The sequence below is a fragment of the Sphingobacterium deserti genome (genome assembly GCF_000757725.1).
Taxonomy (GTDB): Bacteria; Bacteroidota; Bacteroidia; order Sphingobacteriales; family Sphingobacteriaceae; genus Sphingobacterium; species Sphingobacterium deserti.
Map to the genome: position 1 here is coordinate 21433 of NZ_JJMU01000043.1, position 19927 is coordinate 41359.

Annotated in this window: 11 protein-coding genes; 10 read left to right on the forward strand and 1 reads right to left on the reverse strand. The window is 45.0% G+C overall.

What is annotated here, in order from left to right; all coding sequences use genetic code 11:
• Positions 1-421 precede the first annotated feature (421 nt).
• Positions 422-3655 (forward strand): SusC/RagA family TonB-linked outer membrane protein, encoded by a 3234-nt coding sequence (locus tag DI53_RS12235; protein WP_037499792.1) that lies wholly within the window; start codon positions 422-424, stop codon positions 3653-3655.
• A 16-nt stretch (positions 3656-3671) separates the two neighbouring features.
• Positions 3672-5156, forward strand: coding sequence for a SusD/RagB family nutrient-binding outer membrane lipoprotein (locus DI53_RS12240; RefSeq protein WP_117624888.1), 1485 nt, complete (start codon positions 3672-3674; stop codon positions 5154-5156).
• A gap of 237 nt (positions 5157-5393) precedes the next feature.
• Here the strand turns inward: DI53_RS12240 and DI53_RS12245 are convergent, their stop codons facing one another.
• Positions 5394-8120 carry a DUF5695 domain-containing protein gene (locus tag DI53_RS12245; RefSeq protein ID WP_081939445.1) on the reverse strand — a complete coding sequence of 909 codons (2727 nt, stop codon included), beginning with the start codon at positions 8118-8120 and terminating at the stop codon, positions 5394-5396.
• A gap of 521 nt (positions 8121-8641) precedes the next feature.
• On the opposite strand from DI53_RS12245, the gene DI53_RS12250 reads away from it, so the two are divergent.
• From DI53_RS12250 to DI53_RS12285, 8 genes are all read left to right on the forward strand, one after another.
• Positions 8642-9505, forward strand: coding sequence for an AraC family transcriptional regulator (locus tag DI53_RS12250; protein ID WP_037499797.1), 864 nt, complete (start codon positions 8642-8644; stop codon positions 9503-9505).
• A 96-nt stretch (positions 9506-9601) separates the two neighbouring features.
• Positions 9602-10501 (forward strand): dihydrodipicolinate synthase family protein, encoded by a 900-nt coding sequence (locus tag DI53_RS12255; protein ID WP_037499800.1) that lies wholly within the window; start codon positions 9602-9604, stop codon positions 10499-10501.
• A 5-nt stretch (positions 10502-10506) separates the two neighbouring features.
• Positions 10507-11970 carry an aldehyde dehydrogenase (NADP(+)) gene (locus tag DI53_RS12260; protein WP_037499804.1) on the forward strand — a complete coding sequence of 488 codons (1464 nt, stop codon included), beginning with the start codon at positions 10507-10509 and terminating at the stop codon, positions 11968-11970.
• Positions 11971-12059: 89 nt separating this feature from the next.
• A complete protein-coding gene (locus tag DI53_RS12265; protein WP_037499807.1) occupies positions 12060-13058 on the forward strand; it encodes a 4-hydroxyproline epimerase in 999 nt (332 codons plus the stop codon).
• A 27-nt stretch (positions 13059-13085) separates the two neighbouring features.
• Positions 13086-14345 carry an NAD(P)/FAD-dependent oxidoreductase gene (locus tag DI53_RS12270; protein WP_037499810.1) on the forward strand — a complete coding sequence of 420 codons (1260 nt, stop codon included), beginning with the start codon at positions 13086-13088 and terminating at the stop codon, positions 14343-14345.
• 26 nt (positions 14346-14371) lie between these two features.
• Positions 14372-16138: a DUF885 family protein gene (locus DI53_RS12275; RefSeq protein ID WP_037499813.1), complete on the forward strand. Its 1767-nt coding sequence runs from the start codon at positions 14372-14374 to the stop codon at positions 16136-16138.
• A gap of 4 nt (positions 16139-16142) precedes the next feature.
• Positions 16143-17561, forward strand: coding sequence for an APC family permease (locus DI53_RS12280; RefSeq protein WP_037499816.1), 1419 nt, complete (start codon positions 16143-16145; stop codon positions 17559-17561).
• A gap of 64 nt (positions 17562-17625) precedes the next feature.
• The gene (locus DI53_RS12285) at positions 17626-19791 is read left to right on the forward strand and encodes a S9 family peptidase (RefSeq protein WP_241462419.1); all 2166 of its coding nucleotides are present in this window, start codon (positions 17626-17628) and stop codon (positions 19789-19791) included.
• Positions 19792-19927 lie beyond the last annotated feature (136 nt).

The window sequence follows — 19927 nt, forward strand, 5'->3', positions numbered from 1 at the left end:
GAGTGTTGTAGAAACCTTTGTCTCCGCAATACGCCTGCTGTATTTCGCGTGTGCTAAAACAAAAACGACGTAGATAGAGGAATAGTTTTAATAAACTTATAAAATGCGTTTCGATCGGCGTATCTTTTGAAGATCTATGGCTTCTTCGAACTGAAAATGTAGTTGTTTATACAAAATATTTGTTTAGTTAGTCTTGTTTAAGCCGCCTATTTCCCCATGATAGTGCGGCTTTTCTATGTTTGTACGGTTGCTAATGCGTTTTACTACGTTTTTAGTTGTTATGTTACTTAAAAACCTGACGAATTCTGAATTTTGGTTAATATATGATTGTGATGTGTCAATAATTGGTCTCTATCGTCTGTTTAATCTGTCGAAATTAGACTTTACAAATTTTGAGTAACTAACTAAACGACAAAAATCAATGAACAAACGAAAAATTGCTTTTTTAGCAGCAAGTTTATTCTTATCAACGGGTTTGTTTGCGCAAACGCAGTTGAAAGGTAGAGTTGTCGATCAAAGTGGAGCGCCAATCCCCGGTGTGACCGTCACGTTAAAAGACGGGACTGCTACGCAAACAGGGGCAAACGGCGATTTTTCCATTACCTACCAGCAAGCTGGATCCTTAAATGTCACAGCAGTAGGTTACAATCGTAAGCAGGTTAGTATATCTAATCAAACAAACATCGAAATTATCTTGGATTCTGATGCCAACGATTTGGATGAGGTCGTTGTTACAGCAATGGGAATCTCTAGAGAGAAGAAATCTTTGGGTTACACCATTCAGGACGTTAAAGCAGAAGAGCTCACAAAGGCCGGGCAGATTAGCGTGACGGGTTCTTTATCGGGCAAGGTTGCCGGTTTGCAGGTTAACCAGTTTGGTGGAACGGTGGGCGCTTCGTCGCGGATTTCGTTAAGAGGAAATTCATCGCTCAATGCAGATCAGCAACCGCTGATTGTACTGGACGGAATTCCAATTTCGAACGATACGCAGCGCTCGGGCGATAATACCTACAGCGGTGTCGATTATGGATCAGGGATTAACGATATCAACCCCGAAGATATCGAGAGCGTCACCGTGCTGAAGGGTGGCTCGGCAGCATTGTATGGTATGCGTGCCGGGAACGGAGTAATCTTGATCACCACCAAATCCGGGAAAAGTGGCGGTAAAGGGATTAAACTAGCCTATGATGGCAATATGACCATCGATCAGGTTTCTACATTGCCCAAGTATCAAAACTTATACGGCCAAGGCTACAATGGTAGTGAGTTTCACTTTAATCGGGATGGCAACGGCATGTCTTATCAAGACTACGCCATAGCGAATTCTTTCGCTTACGTCGATGGAACGGGAAGCGGCGGCGGTGTATACGACGGGTTTGACGAGTCGTGGGGGCCTCGGCTAGATATTGGCTTGAAGTTGCCTCAATTTGATAGCCCTTTGGTCGGCGGCGTACGTCAGGCAACAGACTGGGTGTCACAACCCGATAACGTTCGGGACTTTTTTCAACTGGGGCGCTCCATGAACCATAACCTTTCCGTGATGGCCCAAACCGAAAAATCAAGTACACGTGCATCGCTCTCCTTTCGGGATCAAATAGGAACAGTACCAAATACCGATCAAAAAAGGTATGGCGTTCAATTGAATACCAACATGACGCTGTCGGATAAGTTTTCCTACGACTTGAGTACCAACTACACACGTACAGAAAGTGACAATATTTTAAGTCAAGGGTATGATGGTAATAACCCGATGAACGGTTTTATCTGGTTCGGTAGGCAAGTAAATAATGCAAGCCTGCGCAATAGTTGGGACGAGAAAGATGAGCGAGGGAACTACACCTACAATAACTGGAACACAAATTACCACGTCAATCCTTATTTTAATATTAATGAAAATACCAATGCCTACCAGCGTGATCGCTTTTTTGGGAAGACCTCCCTGTTTTATCAACCGGTAGAATATTTGAAGATCGAAGGGCGTGCTGGTTTAGACTATTATAATGCGAAAACCTTTGAGCGCAACTATTTCAACAGCGCTTACCCATTTGGAGGCTTCCGCAATGCTAAAACCGATAATTCGGAGCTCAACTTAGATTTGATTGCTACCTTCAATAAACAAATGGGCGATTTCAACCTGATGGCTTTGGCCGGAGCCAACTATCGCAATCTGCAGTGGGATCGTTCGATGTTAGGCGCAGATGCGTTGACCGTGTTGGGTGTCTACACCATAGCCAACAAAGCTGGTGATGCAATAACCGAAATGGACCATAGCCATATCCGTTCAAATTCTGTCTACGCCTCCGGATCCTTAGGTTGGAGAGATCAGATCTATTTAGACGTGAGTGCACGTAACGATTGGAGTTCAACAATCAAGGACGATTTCTTTTATCCCTCAGCTAGTTTAAGTTGGCTTCCTACCACCACATTTGAAAGTTTAAAAGGGGATGTGTTGAGCTTCTGGAAATTGCGTGGTGGATGGGCCGAGATTGGATCGGCAACAACGGCTTACCGTAACCGAAGTTATTACTACCCGCAGCCACAATCGTTTAAAGGAGTCGGACAGTTTTATAAAACCATGATTTATCCCAACGAACAGCTTCGTCCAGAAAGCATCCGCACCTGGGAAGTGGGTACAGAAATTGGACTTTTCAACAATCGGGTAAACGCAGACATTGTCTACTACTACAAGAATACGCGAAACCAGATTATGGAAATCCGCACCTCTAATACAGTAGGCTTTAGCTCGATGTTGCTCAATGCTGGTGAGATCGAGAACAAAGGGATCGAAGTACAATTACGCGGAGATATCATCAAAAAGGAAGATGGCTTTAATTGGTCAACGACCATTAATTACGCCAAAGACCAAAGTAAAATCATCGAGTTGTATCCCCAACTGGATTTAGATGTATACCAGATTGGTTGGACCTGGGGTATCGCCAATCAAGCGAAAAAAGGCGAACGCTGGGGAACCTTGGTAGGGCCGGGATTTGATCGTGTGGAAGAAGGAGACATGAAAGGTGCCATTAAAGTAAACAACAGAGGTTTGGTTGTCAATAAGAATGCGCAGAACCTCGGGAATGTCACACCAGATTTCTTAGCCAGCTGGCGCAACGATTTCCGCTATAAAGATTTTGCTTTTGGCTTCCTGTTAGACCTGCGTGTCGGTGGCGACATCTGGTCGCAAACGATGAACCATAGCTATGTGGCCGGTGTGGCCGAAATTACGGCTGAGAACGGAATTCGTGAACGTGCGATCATTGCTGGACGCGATGTGATGACAGACGAACGTTTTGTGATGCAAGATGCGAACGGGAATTGGGTTGAAAATACCATAGAAACCGACGCGCAGACTTGGTATGAGAGCGGGGGTATTGCGGAGATGTATGTGTTTGATGGTTCATTCTTGAAAATCAGAGAGGCCTATCTTACCTACAATGTGCCGAGTCGTTACTTGCAACGCGTGAAAGGTATTAGCCGTGTCAACCTCTCGTTGATCGGCTCCAACTTAGCGTTATTGTGGACACACAAGTCAAACACCATGCGTCTCGATCCGGAGACGGGAGGTGTATCCAGTGATAGCAGAGGAGTCGGCCTGGAGCAGGCATCCGTACCTGCGGCACGAAGTTTTGGACTGAAATTAGGCGTTACATTCTAACCTGATGCAAAAGATTATGAAAAGTAAAATTAGTAAATTCATTATAGGAGCCTTTGTACTAGCAGCTACAACGGGCAGTTGTACCAAGTCATTCGAAGAAATTAATACCGATCCGGACGCTTTTGAGGAAGTTCCGCCGACAAACTTATTAGCCAACGTGTTGCGCAATACGGGCGAGTCTTTTGGTGGCGATATTGATGGCTATGGGACCTTCGCCGGGTACATTGTTAAAATACAATATTTAGATTACATGGCAGGCCTTACACCGACCAATAATACTTATGGGAATCGTTGGGCAGCTTGTTATTACAATATCACGCAGTTGAACGAATTGCTTGCTATTACAGAGGAAACGGCAGATATTGATAAAAACGTCCGTTATGTAGCGCGCATCTGGCAATACTACATGTGGTCTTATCTGCTCGATGGTTGGGGCGATATCCCTTACAGTGAGGCGCAGCAGGGAGCAAAAGAGTTGGGTAGTATTGTTCGTCCGAAATACGATAAGCAGGAAGATATCTATCCGTCGATTTTAGAAGGACTGAAAGTGCTTGCAGATGAGATGGCCGAAGATCCGGGTACAGATGCTGTGGGCGATGGCGATTTTATTTATGAAGGTAATATGGGTAAGTGGCAGAAGTTCTGCAACGCGTTGCGTCTGCGGATTGCTATGCGCATCTCCGGTGTGGCTCCGGACTTGGCTAAAAGCACCATTGAAGAGATCTGTGCAGATCCGATGGCTTACCCATTGTTGAAAACAAATGAGGAGAACTGTTACCTCACTTATCCCGGAGCCGCTCCGTACTGGGAGCCTTGGTATACCACGGGCTACACCGGTGATCGTCGCGTCGACAATTTCGGTATGGCCGATATATTTATCGATCATCTTAATGAAACAGCAGATCCACGTATCGCAAAGGTTGCTAATGTTGCGGCGGATGGCCAATATCGTGGTTTCCAAAATGGTGCAGCCGCAACACCGCCCGATTTGCGTGACATATCCTTTATTGGTGATAAATACATGAAAGATGCGGTTGGTTTTACGCCTTTTTATAAATCTTGCGAAACCTTTTACATGCTTGCAGAAGCCGCTCTATTGGGTTATAATGTTGGCATGACGGCACAGGAAGCTTATGAACAGGCGGTGCGTCTTTCTATGCAGGATAACCAGATTCCTGAGGCGGCGATCACGACTTACCTTGCAGGCGCAGGGATGTGGGATGGAACGAAAGAACGCATCTGGTGGGATATGTGGGTGGCGCTGTTTAAAGAGAATTTTGAAGCGTGGAATCTCTACCGTAGAACGGGTATACCATCTACCAATTATCCTTCTTTAAATTCGGTTTACGGCGATGCGCACAACGATCAGCCCTTCCGTTTGCCTTACCCTAATAATGAATTCTTATACAATGCGGAAAACGTAAATAGTGCGGCAGCAAACGTGGCCGATTTCGTCTGGGGAGAGCAACTCTGGTGGGATCAACGTACCGGAGTTTATTAGATCATCAACTAAACCTGAGATAATTCAAGCCGTTGCATCCACTCGATGTAGCGGCTTTTTCATTTCGTAACATGACGGTGATTGGGTTGTTGTTCGGGTTTTATAGATAAGTCATCTATCGTTAAGTATGGATAAAGACTTAATAACATGGTGTGGTCAGCTTTTGTAAAAGCAGAAAGCGTGCACAGCTGTAAAGAAGGCACGCTTTCAACGTTAAAACAAAAAGTAACCAAAGTCTTATTTTCCGTCTTTCACCAGTTTGATAGTCGTTGTTGTATTTGGAATAACATAGCGACCTTGCTGATCTTTCTCAAACTCTTTCAGACGGTAACCCCTGTTTTCTGCTATGTTAAGCAACAGATTGGGGGTGAAGGTAGGGTTGAGCGTTTGTAGACTAAGTTCGATTTCTTTGCTTTTCGGATCATACGTTAAAGCCGTGATTTCTCCTGCATCCATCGTCAACCACAGCTTTTCCTCTGCAAGAAATACGCGTGCTTTAGCCGCGGTGGTGATAGCAACGTTGATCTTACCCTGGTTCTCGCTCAGTTTTCCACTGAAGGACAGCCAGCCAAATTCAGGGTGCTTGATAATGTAGGTGCCCGAGTTTACGGCATAACCGTAAAAGCCAGATCCATAGTCGCCAGAAATGCCGTCATTCGCTAATGTCGAAGGGTAGGAGTGGAATGCGCCCGGAGCAAAGCCATCTTGTGTGACATTGGCTAGCGCGCCCATCATTCCGGCATGGCCGATACGGAGCAGGTAGAAATCGTCGGGATGCTCCCGGTAGTCCGCCAGGACAGGGATCGCATTTAATGCCGACCCATAATGATGGATTTGCCGTTCAATTCGAGCAAGCTTGCCGCCGTATACAAAATCCCAGTAGCGCCTCGCACTACCGTTGTACCCCCAGTGTGGTACAGTAGGCATGTAGGCGAGGATAGCGTTTAAGGTAACCTGCGCTTTCTCATCAAAACCGAAATATTTGGACCACACGTAGACCTCTTCTTGGCCTGTAGAATCCCAAGGCATCTCACTTCCAAAAGGATAGTTAAGCGTTTTCCAGTGCAAAGCCCTTTGTTTCATCAAATCTTCCAGCTTTTGGGCAGCTTCTGTGAGCCCTTCTTTCTTCAAGTCAAAGAGGATAAGCAAAAAGATACTGCCTTCCATCTGCCCAAATTGTGCGTAATGCGGTGCTTTTTCGACCATCGCAACCGTCGTTTGAAAGGCACGGTCTAAATAGGTTTGCCAATTTTCCTCCGCTACGAGCTGCTTGTAGTTTCGTGCTAGACGGTAAAGTACCCAATGCGCTGCTGCCACATGCGGATAGTTGTATGATCGCCCAATATTATCCGCTTCTTTCTTAGGCCATGCCGCCCAGGTCTTGTAATTGATGGAATCACTGTAGGTGCCCTTCGGGAAAGAGTCGGGTTCATAATAGAATAAGCTTTTTACAACAGCATATTTGTTTTCACCATCTTTGTGTTGGATCCTGCCAAAGAGCGTCTCCTTAGCAAATCGGTTGAGTTTGTTGATTTCCTCCACATTAGGCTGCAACAGCTGTTTCATCATTGCTGCCAACCAGCTTGCGGCGCCGGCTTCATCACTTAATCCGGCAAACCAAGCGTTGCGATGCTGCGTCACAGGTGTTTTGGTTTCGTAATCGTAGGTGATTACCGACGGTGAGCGACCAAACGGATCATTCGGGTTTTCATACCATTGGCTGGTTGTCAAGAAGTGTCCCAAGTCTTTTACAACCTCTTGTTCGGGTTTGATGACCTTGTATTGAATGGTTTGCACCAAACCATCGTCATAGGTGATTTTCAGTCTTGCACGCCCCCAAGTATTTCCTTTAACCAGGTAACTCGACCATTTACCTGCCGTTTGTGGCAAGTTTTCCAACGTCAATGCACCGGCCGGATAGACCTCCATATCTTTTACTTTCTTTCCATACTTAAGAAACAGTTTCGCAGGGTTGTCCAACGGCACGAGATAACCGGGTGCGCCAACGGCGACCGGTCTTTCCTGGCGAACAAGCTCTTCCTCGATCTGCTTGATACTCGGCGCTAATACAAAGCGCAAGGCATAGCTTTTTGATTCACCGGGGTTTAATACCACAGAACTGGGCTCATTCCATTGTTCAACACCTTTCCACTCATGTTCTGCGTAGGCTTTACTATGTATCGTCCATTCATGGAACCCTTCAAAAGTGATGCTTCTCGGTGTGGGGTCGCTGTTTAATGGCGTATAGGCTTCAAAAGCTGCATTTTCGTGAGGCAAAACGAGTAGGCTAGGCCCTTTGCCGTGCAAACGATTCACCTGCAAGTAGCCCGCATCTTTCCCGATGTATGGATCAAAAAATACGTTATCGGCATGAGCGCTATCCAGACTTTTCCAATCCATATTATTGTTAAAAATCATCGGAATCCCAAGGCCGCCGATTTCATAGGATTGTTTGCTCTTATTTTTCAGCACGAAGCGTAGGCAAAGGTTGCCACCGCTCTCTTCCCAATAACGCGTAACCTGCAGCGGTACATCGCCTAGGCTTGCCGTGATGTCGGCGGCGGCCAATGTCTTGCCGGATGTTTTCATTGGCGTGACGGGTTTGCGAACCGTAGCCGATGAATAAGTAGTCCACGATGTTCCGTCAACCGTACGCAGCGCTAAGGTGATATCGCCTAAATGGTAAAATTGATCACGATCCCGCTTGGTTAATAGCTCATCTGGTGTATAATCAAAGTGTTGATCATTTTTTAATTTCAAAGAAGCGGCGGTTTGCGATGTTTTTAGAAGACTGATGTTGAGCGCAGACAGCGAGAAGTTCGTGCTGCCATTTTCTACTCCAAGTGTCGCAGGTTGTTTTTTTACGTTTTCCCAAAATGGATTTTGCGCATACAACTGTTGCGCTATCGGCGCCTGTAAGAGCAGTAATATAAAGGGGATTTTTAGTGCGTTGCGCATAGACATGATTTGTGTTTTTAATGATGGTTATTCGTTGTGGGATAATCCAAGAGAACATCAGCAAAAATAAAGGCTTCCGTTGGCCTTTTTTTGTCGGATATTGGCTTTCATTCTTCGAAAATTAACCCAAATATTAAATTTGCGGGTTTTCAGTCGTGGCTTGCTGTTTTCCTGCTTCGGGATTAGGCAAGAATGAATAAGATGGATTCTTTCCTTAATTACAACTTTACAGATTAAGTATACGATTCAGTATGAGTAAATTGTAAACTTAATGAGTAGAGAAAAGTGTTTTTTAAATAGAAATAGCGGAGTATTTTGTTGAATTAAGTAGCTATTGTATTCAAAAACAGGAGAAATTTAAGTTAGTACATTGCTCAGCAAAATAGTTAGCGAATTTTAACGAACTATAGCCTTATTTTCACCAGAATGAAGATAAGCCCTTGTTAATATTGTGTTAATATCGTAACTTTCAATCATACTAATCAGGAGTGTAATAAAAAGATTCTTAAAATCTAATACGTTCTACTATGAAAATGATTCAATTTAATGTGCCGTCACCGAAGGATAAATCAGTGTATGTGCAAGAAGATAAGCTGTCCGATTTTTACCCCTATTTTCATAAACATGAGGAGTACCAATTTATGTGGATCGTGAAGGGTGAGGGTACATTGTTTCTTGCCGATAGCTTTCATCCCTTCCGTGCAGATGATATTTTTCTGTTGGGTCCGAATCAGCCACATGTATTTAAGCGAAATGCCGACAGCCTAGAACATCCTGAAGTGGAATCGGTATCCATATTTTTTAATCTTAAAGGTTCCTTATCCAGCCTTTTTAATATGCCTGAATTAGGAAATATCCTTGCATTCATTTTGCAAAATACCAACGGATTTAAAGTTCCGCATGCGTATACCAATCGCATAAAACGTCGAATAGGGTTATTGAAAAAAGCGGATATGATGGATCAATTGATGAGCTTCTTTTTTCTTTTAAAAGAGCTCAGCTTGGTGTCGCATGAGCTAAAGCCGCTTTCGGTCACCACGGTGCTTAATAAAGACGATGGCTTCTTGCGCATAAATGATGTGTGCCGCTATATAAAAGATAATTTTAGAAGAAGCATCACCCTGGAAGAAGCTGCTGACCACGCAAACTTAACACCGCAAGCATTCTGCAGATACTTTAAGAAGCATACCGGACTTACGTTCGTGAGTTACCTCAGTGAGCTGCGTATCCAAGAAGCATGCAAGTTGATTACTGCACAACGGTATGAGAGTATTGGTCTGGTCGCCTACAACTCTGGCTTTAACAGTATCACTAATTTTAATCGTGTTTTTCGTTCTGTAACCGGTTTTTCTCCCAAAGAATATTACAGAAGGTATAAAAATAATGTGTAATGGTCGAGACGTGTTAAAATGTGGTGAGATTTGGTTCAATCTCGCGTAGCAAAAACCTTAAATAGGCCATAGTTTTGAAAAAAACAATTATTATTTATGGCTAATTTAAATTGGAGCGGAATTTTTCCGGCAATGTTAACACCATTTCATGAAGATGGTGAATTAAATTTTGACATGCTTGCCGTCAACATCGAAGCACAGATTGCCGCAGGCATCGAAGGCCTAATATTGGCAGGATCTCTGGGAGAGGCAAGCACATTGACAACGGAAGAAAAATTTGAACTATTAACGTATACCCTACAAGTAGTAGACGGGCGCGTACCTGTTCTACTCAATCTTACAGAAAATACAACCAAGGCAGCTGTGGCATTTGCACAGAAAGCGGAAGAATTAGGCGCAGATGGCTTAATGGTACTTCCGCCGATGCGCTATAAAGGTGATGACCGCGAAGTCGTAGCTTATTTCAAAACCATAGCACAGAGCACGCAGCTCCCAATATTAATTTATAACAACCCCGTCGACTATTCGACCAACGTAACATTGGATATGTTTGAAGAATTGTTGCAAGAGCCGACTATCCAGGCGGTAAAAGAATCCACCCGCGACCTTACCAATATCACGAGATTACGCAATCGCTTCGGCGATCGCCTTAAAATATTAGGTGGTGTAGATACCATCTTCCTAGAATCTGTGGCCTTAGGCGCAGATGGTGTTGTGGGTGGACTAGTGGATGCATTCCCGAAAGAAACGTATGCCATTTACGATCTGGTTAAGCAAGGCCAAATTAAAAAAGCCTTAGATATTTACAGATGGTTTATGCCGCTCTTGGAATTGGATATCCATCCAAAATTGGTGCAATATATTAAGCTGGCAGCAAGCAAAGTAGATTTGTGTACGGAGCATACACGTGCTCCACGCTTAGCACTTATTGGCGAAGAGAAAGAAAGAATAACTAAAATAATTGACGATGCATTAGCATCTAGACCTCAACTTTAATTTTTATGCGTATTGAAATGTCCAATGAACAAATCCAAGCTATCGTTCAAGATTCACTAGTTGGATACCAGTATCTGCAAAGCATTTCATTGGCTGAGCGTGCGGCATTGATGCACGCTATTGCCGATGAAATCGAAGCGCTGGATGACGAACTTATCCAAACGGCCTATGCAGAATCAGCGTTGCCGTTACCTCGGCTGCAAGGCGAAAAGGGAAGGACGATCAACCAGTGGCGTTCTTATGCAAATGCAGTGAAAACCGGTATTTACGCCGAAGCTCGAATCGATAAAAGTGATGGCGCTGCCAAAGCAGATATCCGAAAATATAATAAAGGGATAGGGCCTGTCGCCGTTTTTGGTGCAAGCAATTTCCCTTTCGCTTTTTCAACGGCGGGCGGTGACACAGCGAGTGCTATTGGCGCTGGATGCCCGGTAATTGTAAAAGAACATCCGGGACATCCGAAAACCTCGCAACTGATGGCCGACGCCATCTCGCGTGCACTCGCTAAGTTTGGTGCACCGGCTTCCGTATTTGGCTATGTACATGGCGAAGGAAATGCGGTAGGTGAAGCCCTAGTGCTGCATCCTGCTGTTAAAGCTGTTGCGTTTACCGGATCATTTCGTGGCGGAAAAGCCCTTTTTGATTTAGGCGCTAAGCGGGAAGAGCCTATTCCTGTTTTTTCGGAAATGGGCAGTGTAAACCCTGTTTTTGTATTGCCTGCATATTTGGAGCAAAATGTTGACACATTTGCTACACAATACATCGCTTCATTGACCTTAGGCGTAGGGCAGTTTTGTACCAACCCAGGATTGCTTATCGCCGTTAAAGGGCCGGTTTTGGATCAATTGAAGACTTTGTTACAAAAAGAAGTGCAGCAGGTTTCTGAAGCCACGATGTTACACCCTGGTATCGCGAGCGCCTATCAATCTGGAAAAGATAAGCTTGCCAATCAATCTGCTGTCAGTCTCTTGGGCGAGGGGATAGAAGGCGACAGTAAATCGGCTGTAGCTGCGGTATTCTGTACGGAAGGGGCCGCATTTTTGAAAAATCACGCGTTGGCGGAAGAGGTTTTTGGCCCAGCAGGATTATTGATCGAATGTGCCGATGCTAGCGAGTTGAAAGACGTTATGGAAGACTTGGCCGGACAACTGACAATTACCTTTGCCGCTACTGCAGCCGATGTACAACAGCACCCAGCACTGTTCAAAATAGCACAGGAAAAATGTGGACGACTGCTTTTCAATGGTATGCCTACGGGTGTCGAGGTGGTGTATGCGATGCAGCACGGCGGCCCATATCCATCGACAACGGATAGCCGTTTTACCTCTGTTGGTCCAGATGCTGTGAAGCGTTTTCTACGTCCCTTGAGTTTCCAAAACTGGCCCAATGAATTTTTGCCAGCCGAGCTTCAAGATGAAAACCCGCTGCAAATAGAACGGATAATTGACAACAAAAGGGTCTTAGCATAAAGGTAAATGGAGTACAGCAGTGAATACTTGTTTTGCGCGTTACTGTGCCTTATTTGCTGCGATTTGAAAGGATGATGATAAGTAGATAGATGAAAAAAACTTTTTTTTGTATAGACGCACACACCTGCGGCTGCCCAGTGCGCCTCGTCGCAGGTGGCGCTCCTTTACTTCACGGAAATTCCATGATGGAAAGACGACTCCATTTTATGGAAGAATACGACTGGATCCGTAAGGGGCTTATGTTCGAGCCGCGGGGGCACGATATGATGAGCGGAAGCATGCTTTACCCGCCTGTTGATCCAAAGAATGATAGTGCTGTGTTGTACATCGAAACAAGCGGATGCTTACCGATGTGCGGGCACGGTACCATTGGAACCGTCACCATTGCTATTGAAGAGGGGCTTATCATACCGAAGATTCCCGGAAAATTACGCCTAGAAACACCTGCTGGCCTCGTATTAATAGATTATAAGCAGGTGGGCCCGAAAGTGGAGACGGTAAAATTGACGAATGTACCTTCGTTTTTGCACAGCGAAGATCTGCTTGTAGACTGCCCTGACTTGGGTGAAATTCGTGTGGATGTAGCCTATGGTGGAAATTTTTACGGCATTATAGATCCGCAAAAAAACTTCGAAGACATCCGTAATTTTTCGGCGAGCCAGCTTATCCACTATGGTAAGATCATTCGCCAATTGTTGGATGAAAAATATGAATTTATTCACCCAGCAGATCCCAATATCTTCGGATTGACCCATATTCAATGGACGGGCACGCCAACCAAGCAAAACTCTACCGGTCGCAACGCCGTATTGGTAGGTGAGAATGCGCTCGATCGTTCCCCCTGCGGCACAGGAACCTCTGCACGCATGGCACAGTGGTATGCCAAAGGCAAATTGCAGACAGGGCAGGAATTTGTGCACGAGAGCTATATAGGTTCTCAATTTATCGGTAAAATCGAAGAAACGGTGACCGTAGCTGGAAAGCCTGCCATCATCCCTTCCGTGGAAGGCTGGGCACGTATCATAGGATATAATACGATCATTATAGATGATGATGATCCATACAAAGAAGGATTTCAAGTAATGTAAATGTATATAATAAGATAATAGCATCAAGTGGAAACGAATAAAGGAACTGTAGTGGTTATTGGTGCTGGGATAGCAGGTCTATCATCAGCTTTTTATTTAGTGCAAGAAGGATGGAAGGTCATCATTCTAGAGAAAAATACGTTAGCAGATAATTGTTCATACGGCAACGCCGGCATGATTGTTCCGAGCCATTTTACGCCTATGGCGGCCCCAGGTATTGTTGCGCAAGGAATAAAATGGATGTTTGATAGTAAAAGTCCGTTTTATGTCCGCCCCAATCTCAGTTGGAACTTGGTCAATTGGGGGATTAAATTTTTAAAGCATGCCACCAAGCAACACGTAGACCGGCATGCCGAGGCTATTCGTGATCTGAATCTATACAGTAGCACCTTGTACGATATCTGGTCTGCGCAACCAACATTTGATTTTGAGTTGGAACAATCAGGTATTATGATGTTGTATAAAAGTAAGGAAGTGCAACATGAAGAGATCGAGTTGGCTAAGCGAGCGCAAGATCTGAACCTCGACGTTGATGTGCTGGATGCCGCCGGTGTGCAGGCATTAGAGCCCGAGTTGAAACTGGATGTATTGGGCGCGGCTTTTTACAAATGCGATGGTAAGCTATACCCTCCTAAACTGATGAGCCAACTAATTGCATATTTGACGCAGCATGGTGTGGAATTTCATGAGCAAACAGCCGTCACGCACTTCACGACCTCTTCGCATAAGGTGAAAGAAGTGGTAACCAGTAAAGGCAGCTTCAGCGCCGACGAGATCGTCGTCACGGCAGGGGCATACCTGCCACAGTTGACATCGAAATTAAGCTTAAAAACACCGCTGATGCCCGGTAAAGGCTATTCGTTTATGTATAGTCCGCAAGAAGATAAAACATTAAAACACGCAGCCCTTTTGCTGGAAGCACGCGTCGCCGTGACGCCCATGAATGGGCAGATTCGTTTCAGTGGTACCATGGAGCTGGGCTCTGCCGATGACAAGATTAATAGCAATCGCGTGAAAGGTATTGTAGAGGCTATACCGAAATATTTTCCAGAATTAGAAGTGCCCTATCCGGAAAATAAGATTTGGTTTGGCTATCGTCCATGCCCTCCGGATGGATTGCCCTATCTCGGTCGCACGTCCAAACTCTCCAACGTTACTATTGCAGCCGGTGGCGGCATGATGGGGCTTAGCTTAGGTCCTGCTTTTGGAAAAGCCGTCGCTGATATTCTTTCTGAACGCAAAACAGCAACCGATATCAGCACTTTTAACCCGGATAGATTCGATTAACCCTAAACTCACCCCCCATAAAAATTATGATATCCTTATCTGCATTAACCAAAAAGTCTATACTCTGTCTTTCGTTACTGTTCTCCAACGACATACTAATGGCACAATCTACTGATTTATACGCGCATACTACCCCTATAGAGCCTCTTATTGTCCAATATGGGCATGACGTACAGGCAATAAACTATTTTTATGGTCCTATGCCCAAAGGCTGGGGTAATCAATCTGCCGCAGCATCTCCCGAACAATTAGATAGGATGTTACAGCTCGACCAATCTTACTTAGATAAACTGAAAGCTTTTCCCTATAGCTCCTTGGAAACCAACGGACAGGTTGACTTTGTGCTATTGAAGCGGAAAGTAAAACAGGATATCGAAGAGTTAACAGAAAAAAAAGAAACCTATCAGCGGTTGGCAAAATACCTCCCGTTTGCACAGGATATTTATGCGTTCGAAAAGTTGCGCCGTCGGGGTACCGCTATCGATGGAGAAGCTGTTTCAAAAAGCCTTTATGCTGCTGCAGGGAAGGTAGAGAAAACAACTGCACAGCTGGCATCACTTCCTTCGTTACCTTCGCCCGATGCCAACTTTCTTACAGCTATTTTAGCCTCGTTGAAGTTACGCCTGGCGAGTTCATACGACTTTTACAACGGCTACGATCCGATGTTTACATGGTGGGGGCCGGCACCCTACAAACAGCTTGCAGAAAAGCTCGATGCCTACGAGAAAGTAATAGCATCCAAGAGTGATTGGAAGGTTTTTGATGACGGCAGTATGATTGGCGGAACGCCTATCGGACGCGATGAATTGAATAAGCAACTAAAAAGTGAAATGGTAAACTATACGGCTGATGAACTCTTAAAATTGGCCGATCAAGAGTTTGCCTGGTGTGAAGCCGAGTTGTTGAAAGCTTCGAAGGAAATGGGTTTTGGCAATGATTGGAAAGCAGCACAGGAGCAAGTGAAGCAGTCTTACGTGCCGGCGGGTCATCAGCCTGAGCTGATATTAAAGCTGTATAATGATGCGCAAGAATTCATCAACAAAAATGAATTGATGGATATTCCAGCATTGGCCGATGAAACATGGGGCATGATCATGATGACTCCGGAACGCCAATTGGTTAACCCATTTTTTACGGGAGGGCGTGAAATCAGTATCTCGTATCCCACTGATGGGATGACGCAAGACCAAAAGCTGATGAGTATGCGCGGAAACAACCCTTTCTTTTCGCGAGGCACGGTACAGCATGAGCTCAACCCCGGCCATCATTTGCAATATTTTATGAACAGAAGGCATAAGCCTTACCGCGAGCGTGCTTTTAATACGCCATTTTGGACGGAAGGTTGGACGCTTTACTGGGAATTATTATTGTATAGCAAAGACTTTGCGCATACCCCCGAAGAACGTATAGGCATGCTTTTTTGGCGTATGCACCGCTGTGCCCGTATCACCTTCAGTATTAAGTTTCATTTAGGTGAATGGACGCCACAGCAATGTATAAATTACCTGGTTGATAGGGTTGGCTTTGAAACAGCAAATGCGCACGGTGAGGTCAAGCGCTCGTTTGAAGGGAGCTATAGCCCGCTTTATCAATTGGCCTATTTGGTGGGCGGACTACAGCTGATGAGTATTAAAAACGAACTGGTGGACACGGGCAAAATGTCCTACAAAGAGTTTCATGACCGTGTGATCAAGGAAAACTATTTGCCTATGGAGATGTTGCGTGCAATTATGACTGACCAAAAGCTTTCGCCAGATCATGAGACGTCGTGGAAATTTTACAACTTTAAGTAGCTCCATGGAAAGCACGAAACCATCTTTTAATAAATCAATGAGCTTGCTTGACGCCACGATGTTGGTGGCGGGGAGTATGATCGGATCGGGGATATTTATTGTCTCTGCAGATATCGCTCGCAATACAGGTTCGGTGGGCTGGATGATGCTGATCTGGGTAATCTGCGGCTTTATGACCTTGACGGCGGCCTTGACCTATGGCGAGTTGAGTGCCATGTTTCCAAAGGCTGGCGGGCAGTATGTGTATCTTCGCGAGGCCTACAACCCGTTGGTCAGCTTTGTTTTCGGTTGGACGTTCTTCGCCGTAATCCAGACGGCAACGATTGCCGCGGTTGGCGTTGCTTTTGCCAAGTTCACGGCATACCTTTTTCCTTTTCTGGATGAAGATGTTTATCTCTTCGTATTGGGCGACTATCGAGTTTCTTCGGCACAGGTATTATCTATTGCCGTCATCGTTGTACTAACATCTATTAATTCACGCGGCATAAACAGTGGAAAGCTTGTGCAGACGACACTCACACTTGTGAAAATTGTCAGTTTATTATTGCTGATTCTGTTCGGCTTTATAGCCTTCAAATATGAAGTCTGGAATAGCAACTGGCTAGCTGCTGATATCTGGAGTCTGAGAAGATTTCATGTAGATGGCACATTTGAAGATTACAGCACCTTTGGTGCTTTTGGCGCTATCTCTGCGGCATTGGTCGGCGCCCTGTTTAGCAGTGATTCTTGGCATTCTTCCTCATCTGTAGCTGGCGAGATCAAAAATCCACAACGTAATATTGGCTTAAGTTTGGCCCTCGGCACAACGATCGTCACCATTATCTATATTCTTACCAATTTAATGTATACTTGCGTGCTGGATCTACATCAAATGGTAAATGCACCGAAAGACCGCGTTGCGATGAGTGCTGCGCAGGAAATTTTCGGTCCTTTCGGCATCACGATTATTGCAGTAATGATCATGATCAGTACATTTGGGTGTAACAATGGCATCATCCTGTCCGGGGCACGCGTGTATTACTCAATGGCGAAAGATGGCTTGTTCTTTAAAAAAGTAGGTGGGTTAAATAAGAATGCTGTACCGGCCTATGCCCTGTGGCTGCAGTGTCTTGTCGCCTCACTTTGGTGCTTGAGCGGCAAATATGGCGATCTCTTGGATATGATAACATGTGTGGTCGTCGTGTTCTACGTTTTGGCTGTTGCCGGCGTTATCCGCCTGCGTTATACCCAGCCGCACTTGCCAAGACCCTATAAAGCATTTGGCTATCCTTTCCTACCTATCATGTATATGCTGATGGGTACGGCCTTTATCGTATTGATGCTGATCTATAAGCCGAATTATACGGTGCCGGGTATCCTTATCGCGCTGGCCGGCGTACCTATTTTTTACGTTGTTAATAAAAAACGAAACCATCATGTTTAATCGATATTTTTATTTGTTGACTTTCTGGCTGCTGAGCAGCGCAAATTGCTTTGCACAAGGAACTATGGAAGATTTTAAACGGGCAAAGGAGCTCCGTGGGAAAATTACGAATAAGGTCTATCATGTGCCGACGCAAATCAAATGGAATGAACAAGGCGACTTACTCTGGTACGAAAAGAATACAGCTACGGGCAAGCAGTTTGTACTGGTCGATCCGAAATCGGGGGCTAAGAGTACGCTGTTTGAACTTAACGCGTTGAGCGAAGCCCTGAAAGCGGCACTCAATAAGCCTGTAGCTGGAGCTTCCCTGGTGAGCGATCAGATCAAATTGATTAATCGCGATCTATTGGAATTTACCTACGATGGCTATGTATGGTCTTGGAACCGATCGACCAACAAACTCGATAAGAAAGAAAAAGAAAAGAATGACCGCCGCGGCGGATATTGGGGGCAACGATTTGACGATAGCAAGGGCGAGCCTATCGCTTCGCCGGATAGCTCGCTACTGGCCTATATCAAAAATAGCAACATCTATATTGCAAAAAAAGACAATCCAAAATCGGAAAGGCAACTGACATTTGATGGAAGTCCAGGCGATTATTACGCGGCACACATCCATTGGTCGCCCGACGGAAAAAAGATCGCTACGAGCAAAGTAAAAAAGGCCGAGCTGCGTATCCTGACGCTTCTAGAATCATCACCAACGGATCAATTGCAGCCCAAGCTGCAGACCCGGGATTATCCAAAACCCGGCGATGCAATATCGCAATATAATCCCGTGATTTACAACTTGGAGACCAATCAGCTTCTTCCGGCAGATCATAGACTGATTGATAACCAATTTTCTATTAGCCGGATTGATTGGCGCGACGATAGCCGTGCGATTACTTTCGAGTTTAATAAACGTGGACATCAGCAATACGCCGTACTGGAGCTTGACGCTACAAAAGGAAGCAGCCGCTATTTGATCAATGAGCAGAATAAAACATTTATCGATTACAGCGGCAAGCGTTTTCGCGAAGATATTCAAGACGGAAAAGAAATGATCTGGGCATCAGAGCGTGATGGTTGGAACCATTTGTATCGTTATAATGGCGAGACTGGCGAAGTGATCAACCAGATTACAAAAGGGGATTGGGTTGTGCGTCGCGTCGTTAACGTGGATGACGTAAAGAAACAGATTATTTTTGAGGCCAGCGGAAAAAATAAGAAGCAAGATCCCTACTTCATCCAGTACTATAAGGTCAACTTTGATGGGAGCAACTTGCAGGAATTAACGCATGAAGATGCCAGCCACAGTGCTACTTTCAATAAAGACCACAGTTATTTTGTCGACGTCTACTCGCGCATCGATCAAGTACCGACGGCAGTTTTGCGAGATAGTCAAGGTAAGGTTGTATTGGCTTTGGAGACCGGAGATGATACCGCACTTCGCGCAGCAGGATGGAAGGCGCCAGAGGTATTTACATCGAAAGCAAGGGATGGGAAAACCGATATCTGGGGCATCATTATCCGTCCGACAAATTTTGATGCGAATAAGAAATACCCCGTGATCGAATACATCTATGCCGGACCGCACAGTTCCTTCGTGCCCAAAACATTTATCCCCAATCCAAGTGGTATGCAAGAACTCGCTGAATTAGGTTTTATTGTTGTGCAGATTGACGGTATGGGAACCTCCAATCGCTCGAAGGCTTTCCATGATGTGTGCTGGAAAGACCTCAAAGATGCAGGGTTTGCAGATCGTATTATCTGGATGAAGGATGCTGCGAAAAAATATCCGCATATGGACTTAGCGAATGTTGGTATTTATGGTACATCTGCTGGTGGCCAAAGCTCAACAGCTGCCGTTTTATTCCACCCCGACTTTTACAAAGTTGCGGTCTCTTCTTGCGGATGTCACGATAATCGCCTAGATAAAATCTGGTGGAATGAACAGTGGATGGGCTGGCCGATAGGACCTGAATATGCGGCTTCATCCAATATCGATCATGCCGGAAAGCTACAGGGCAAATTGATGCTTATCGTAGGTGAGCTGGATGATAATGTTGATCCGGCCTCTACTTACCAGTTGACCAATGCATTGATCAAGGCAAATAAAGATCACGAATTGATCGTTGTGCCCGGCATGGGGCACTCCTCCGGAGGCGACTATGGTGAGAAGAAACGTCGTGATTTTTTTGTGAAGCACTTGATGGGGGTTAGCCCACCATCTTGGACCATAAATTAGAAATTTCATATCATTTTTTTATCCCCCGATCGATAGACTTTTTGAAAAGGCTATTGATCGGGGGATTTTTCTTTGCATGGGTCTACAAGAGGTCAAGATATGACGGTCATTTATCAAAATGCGAAATAAACCTTAC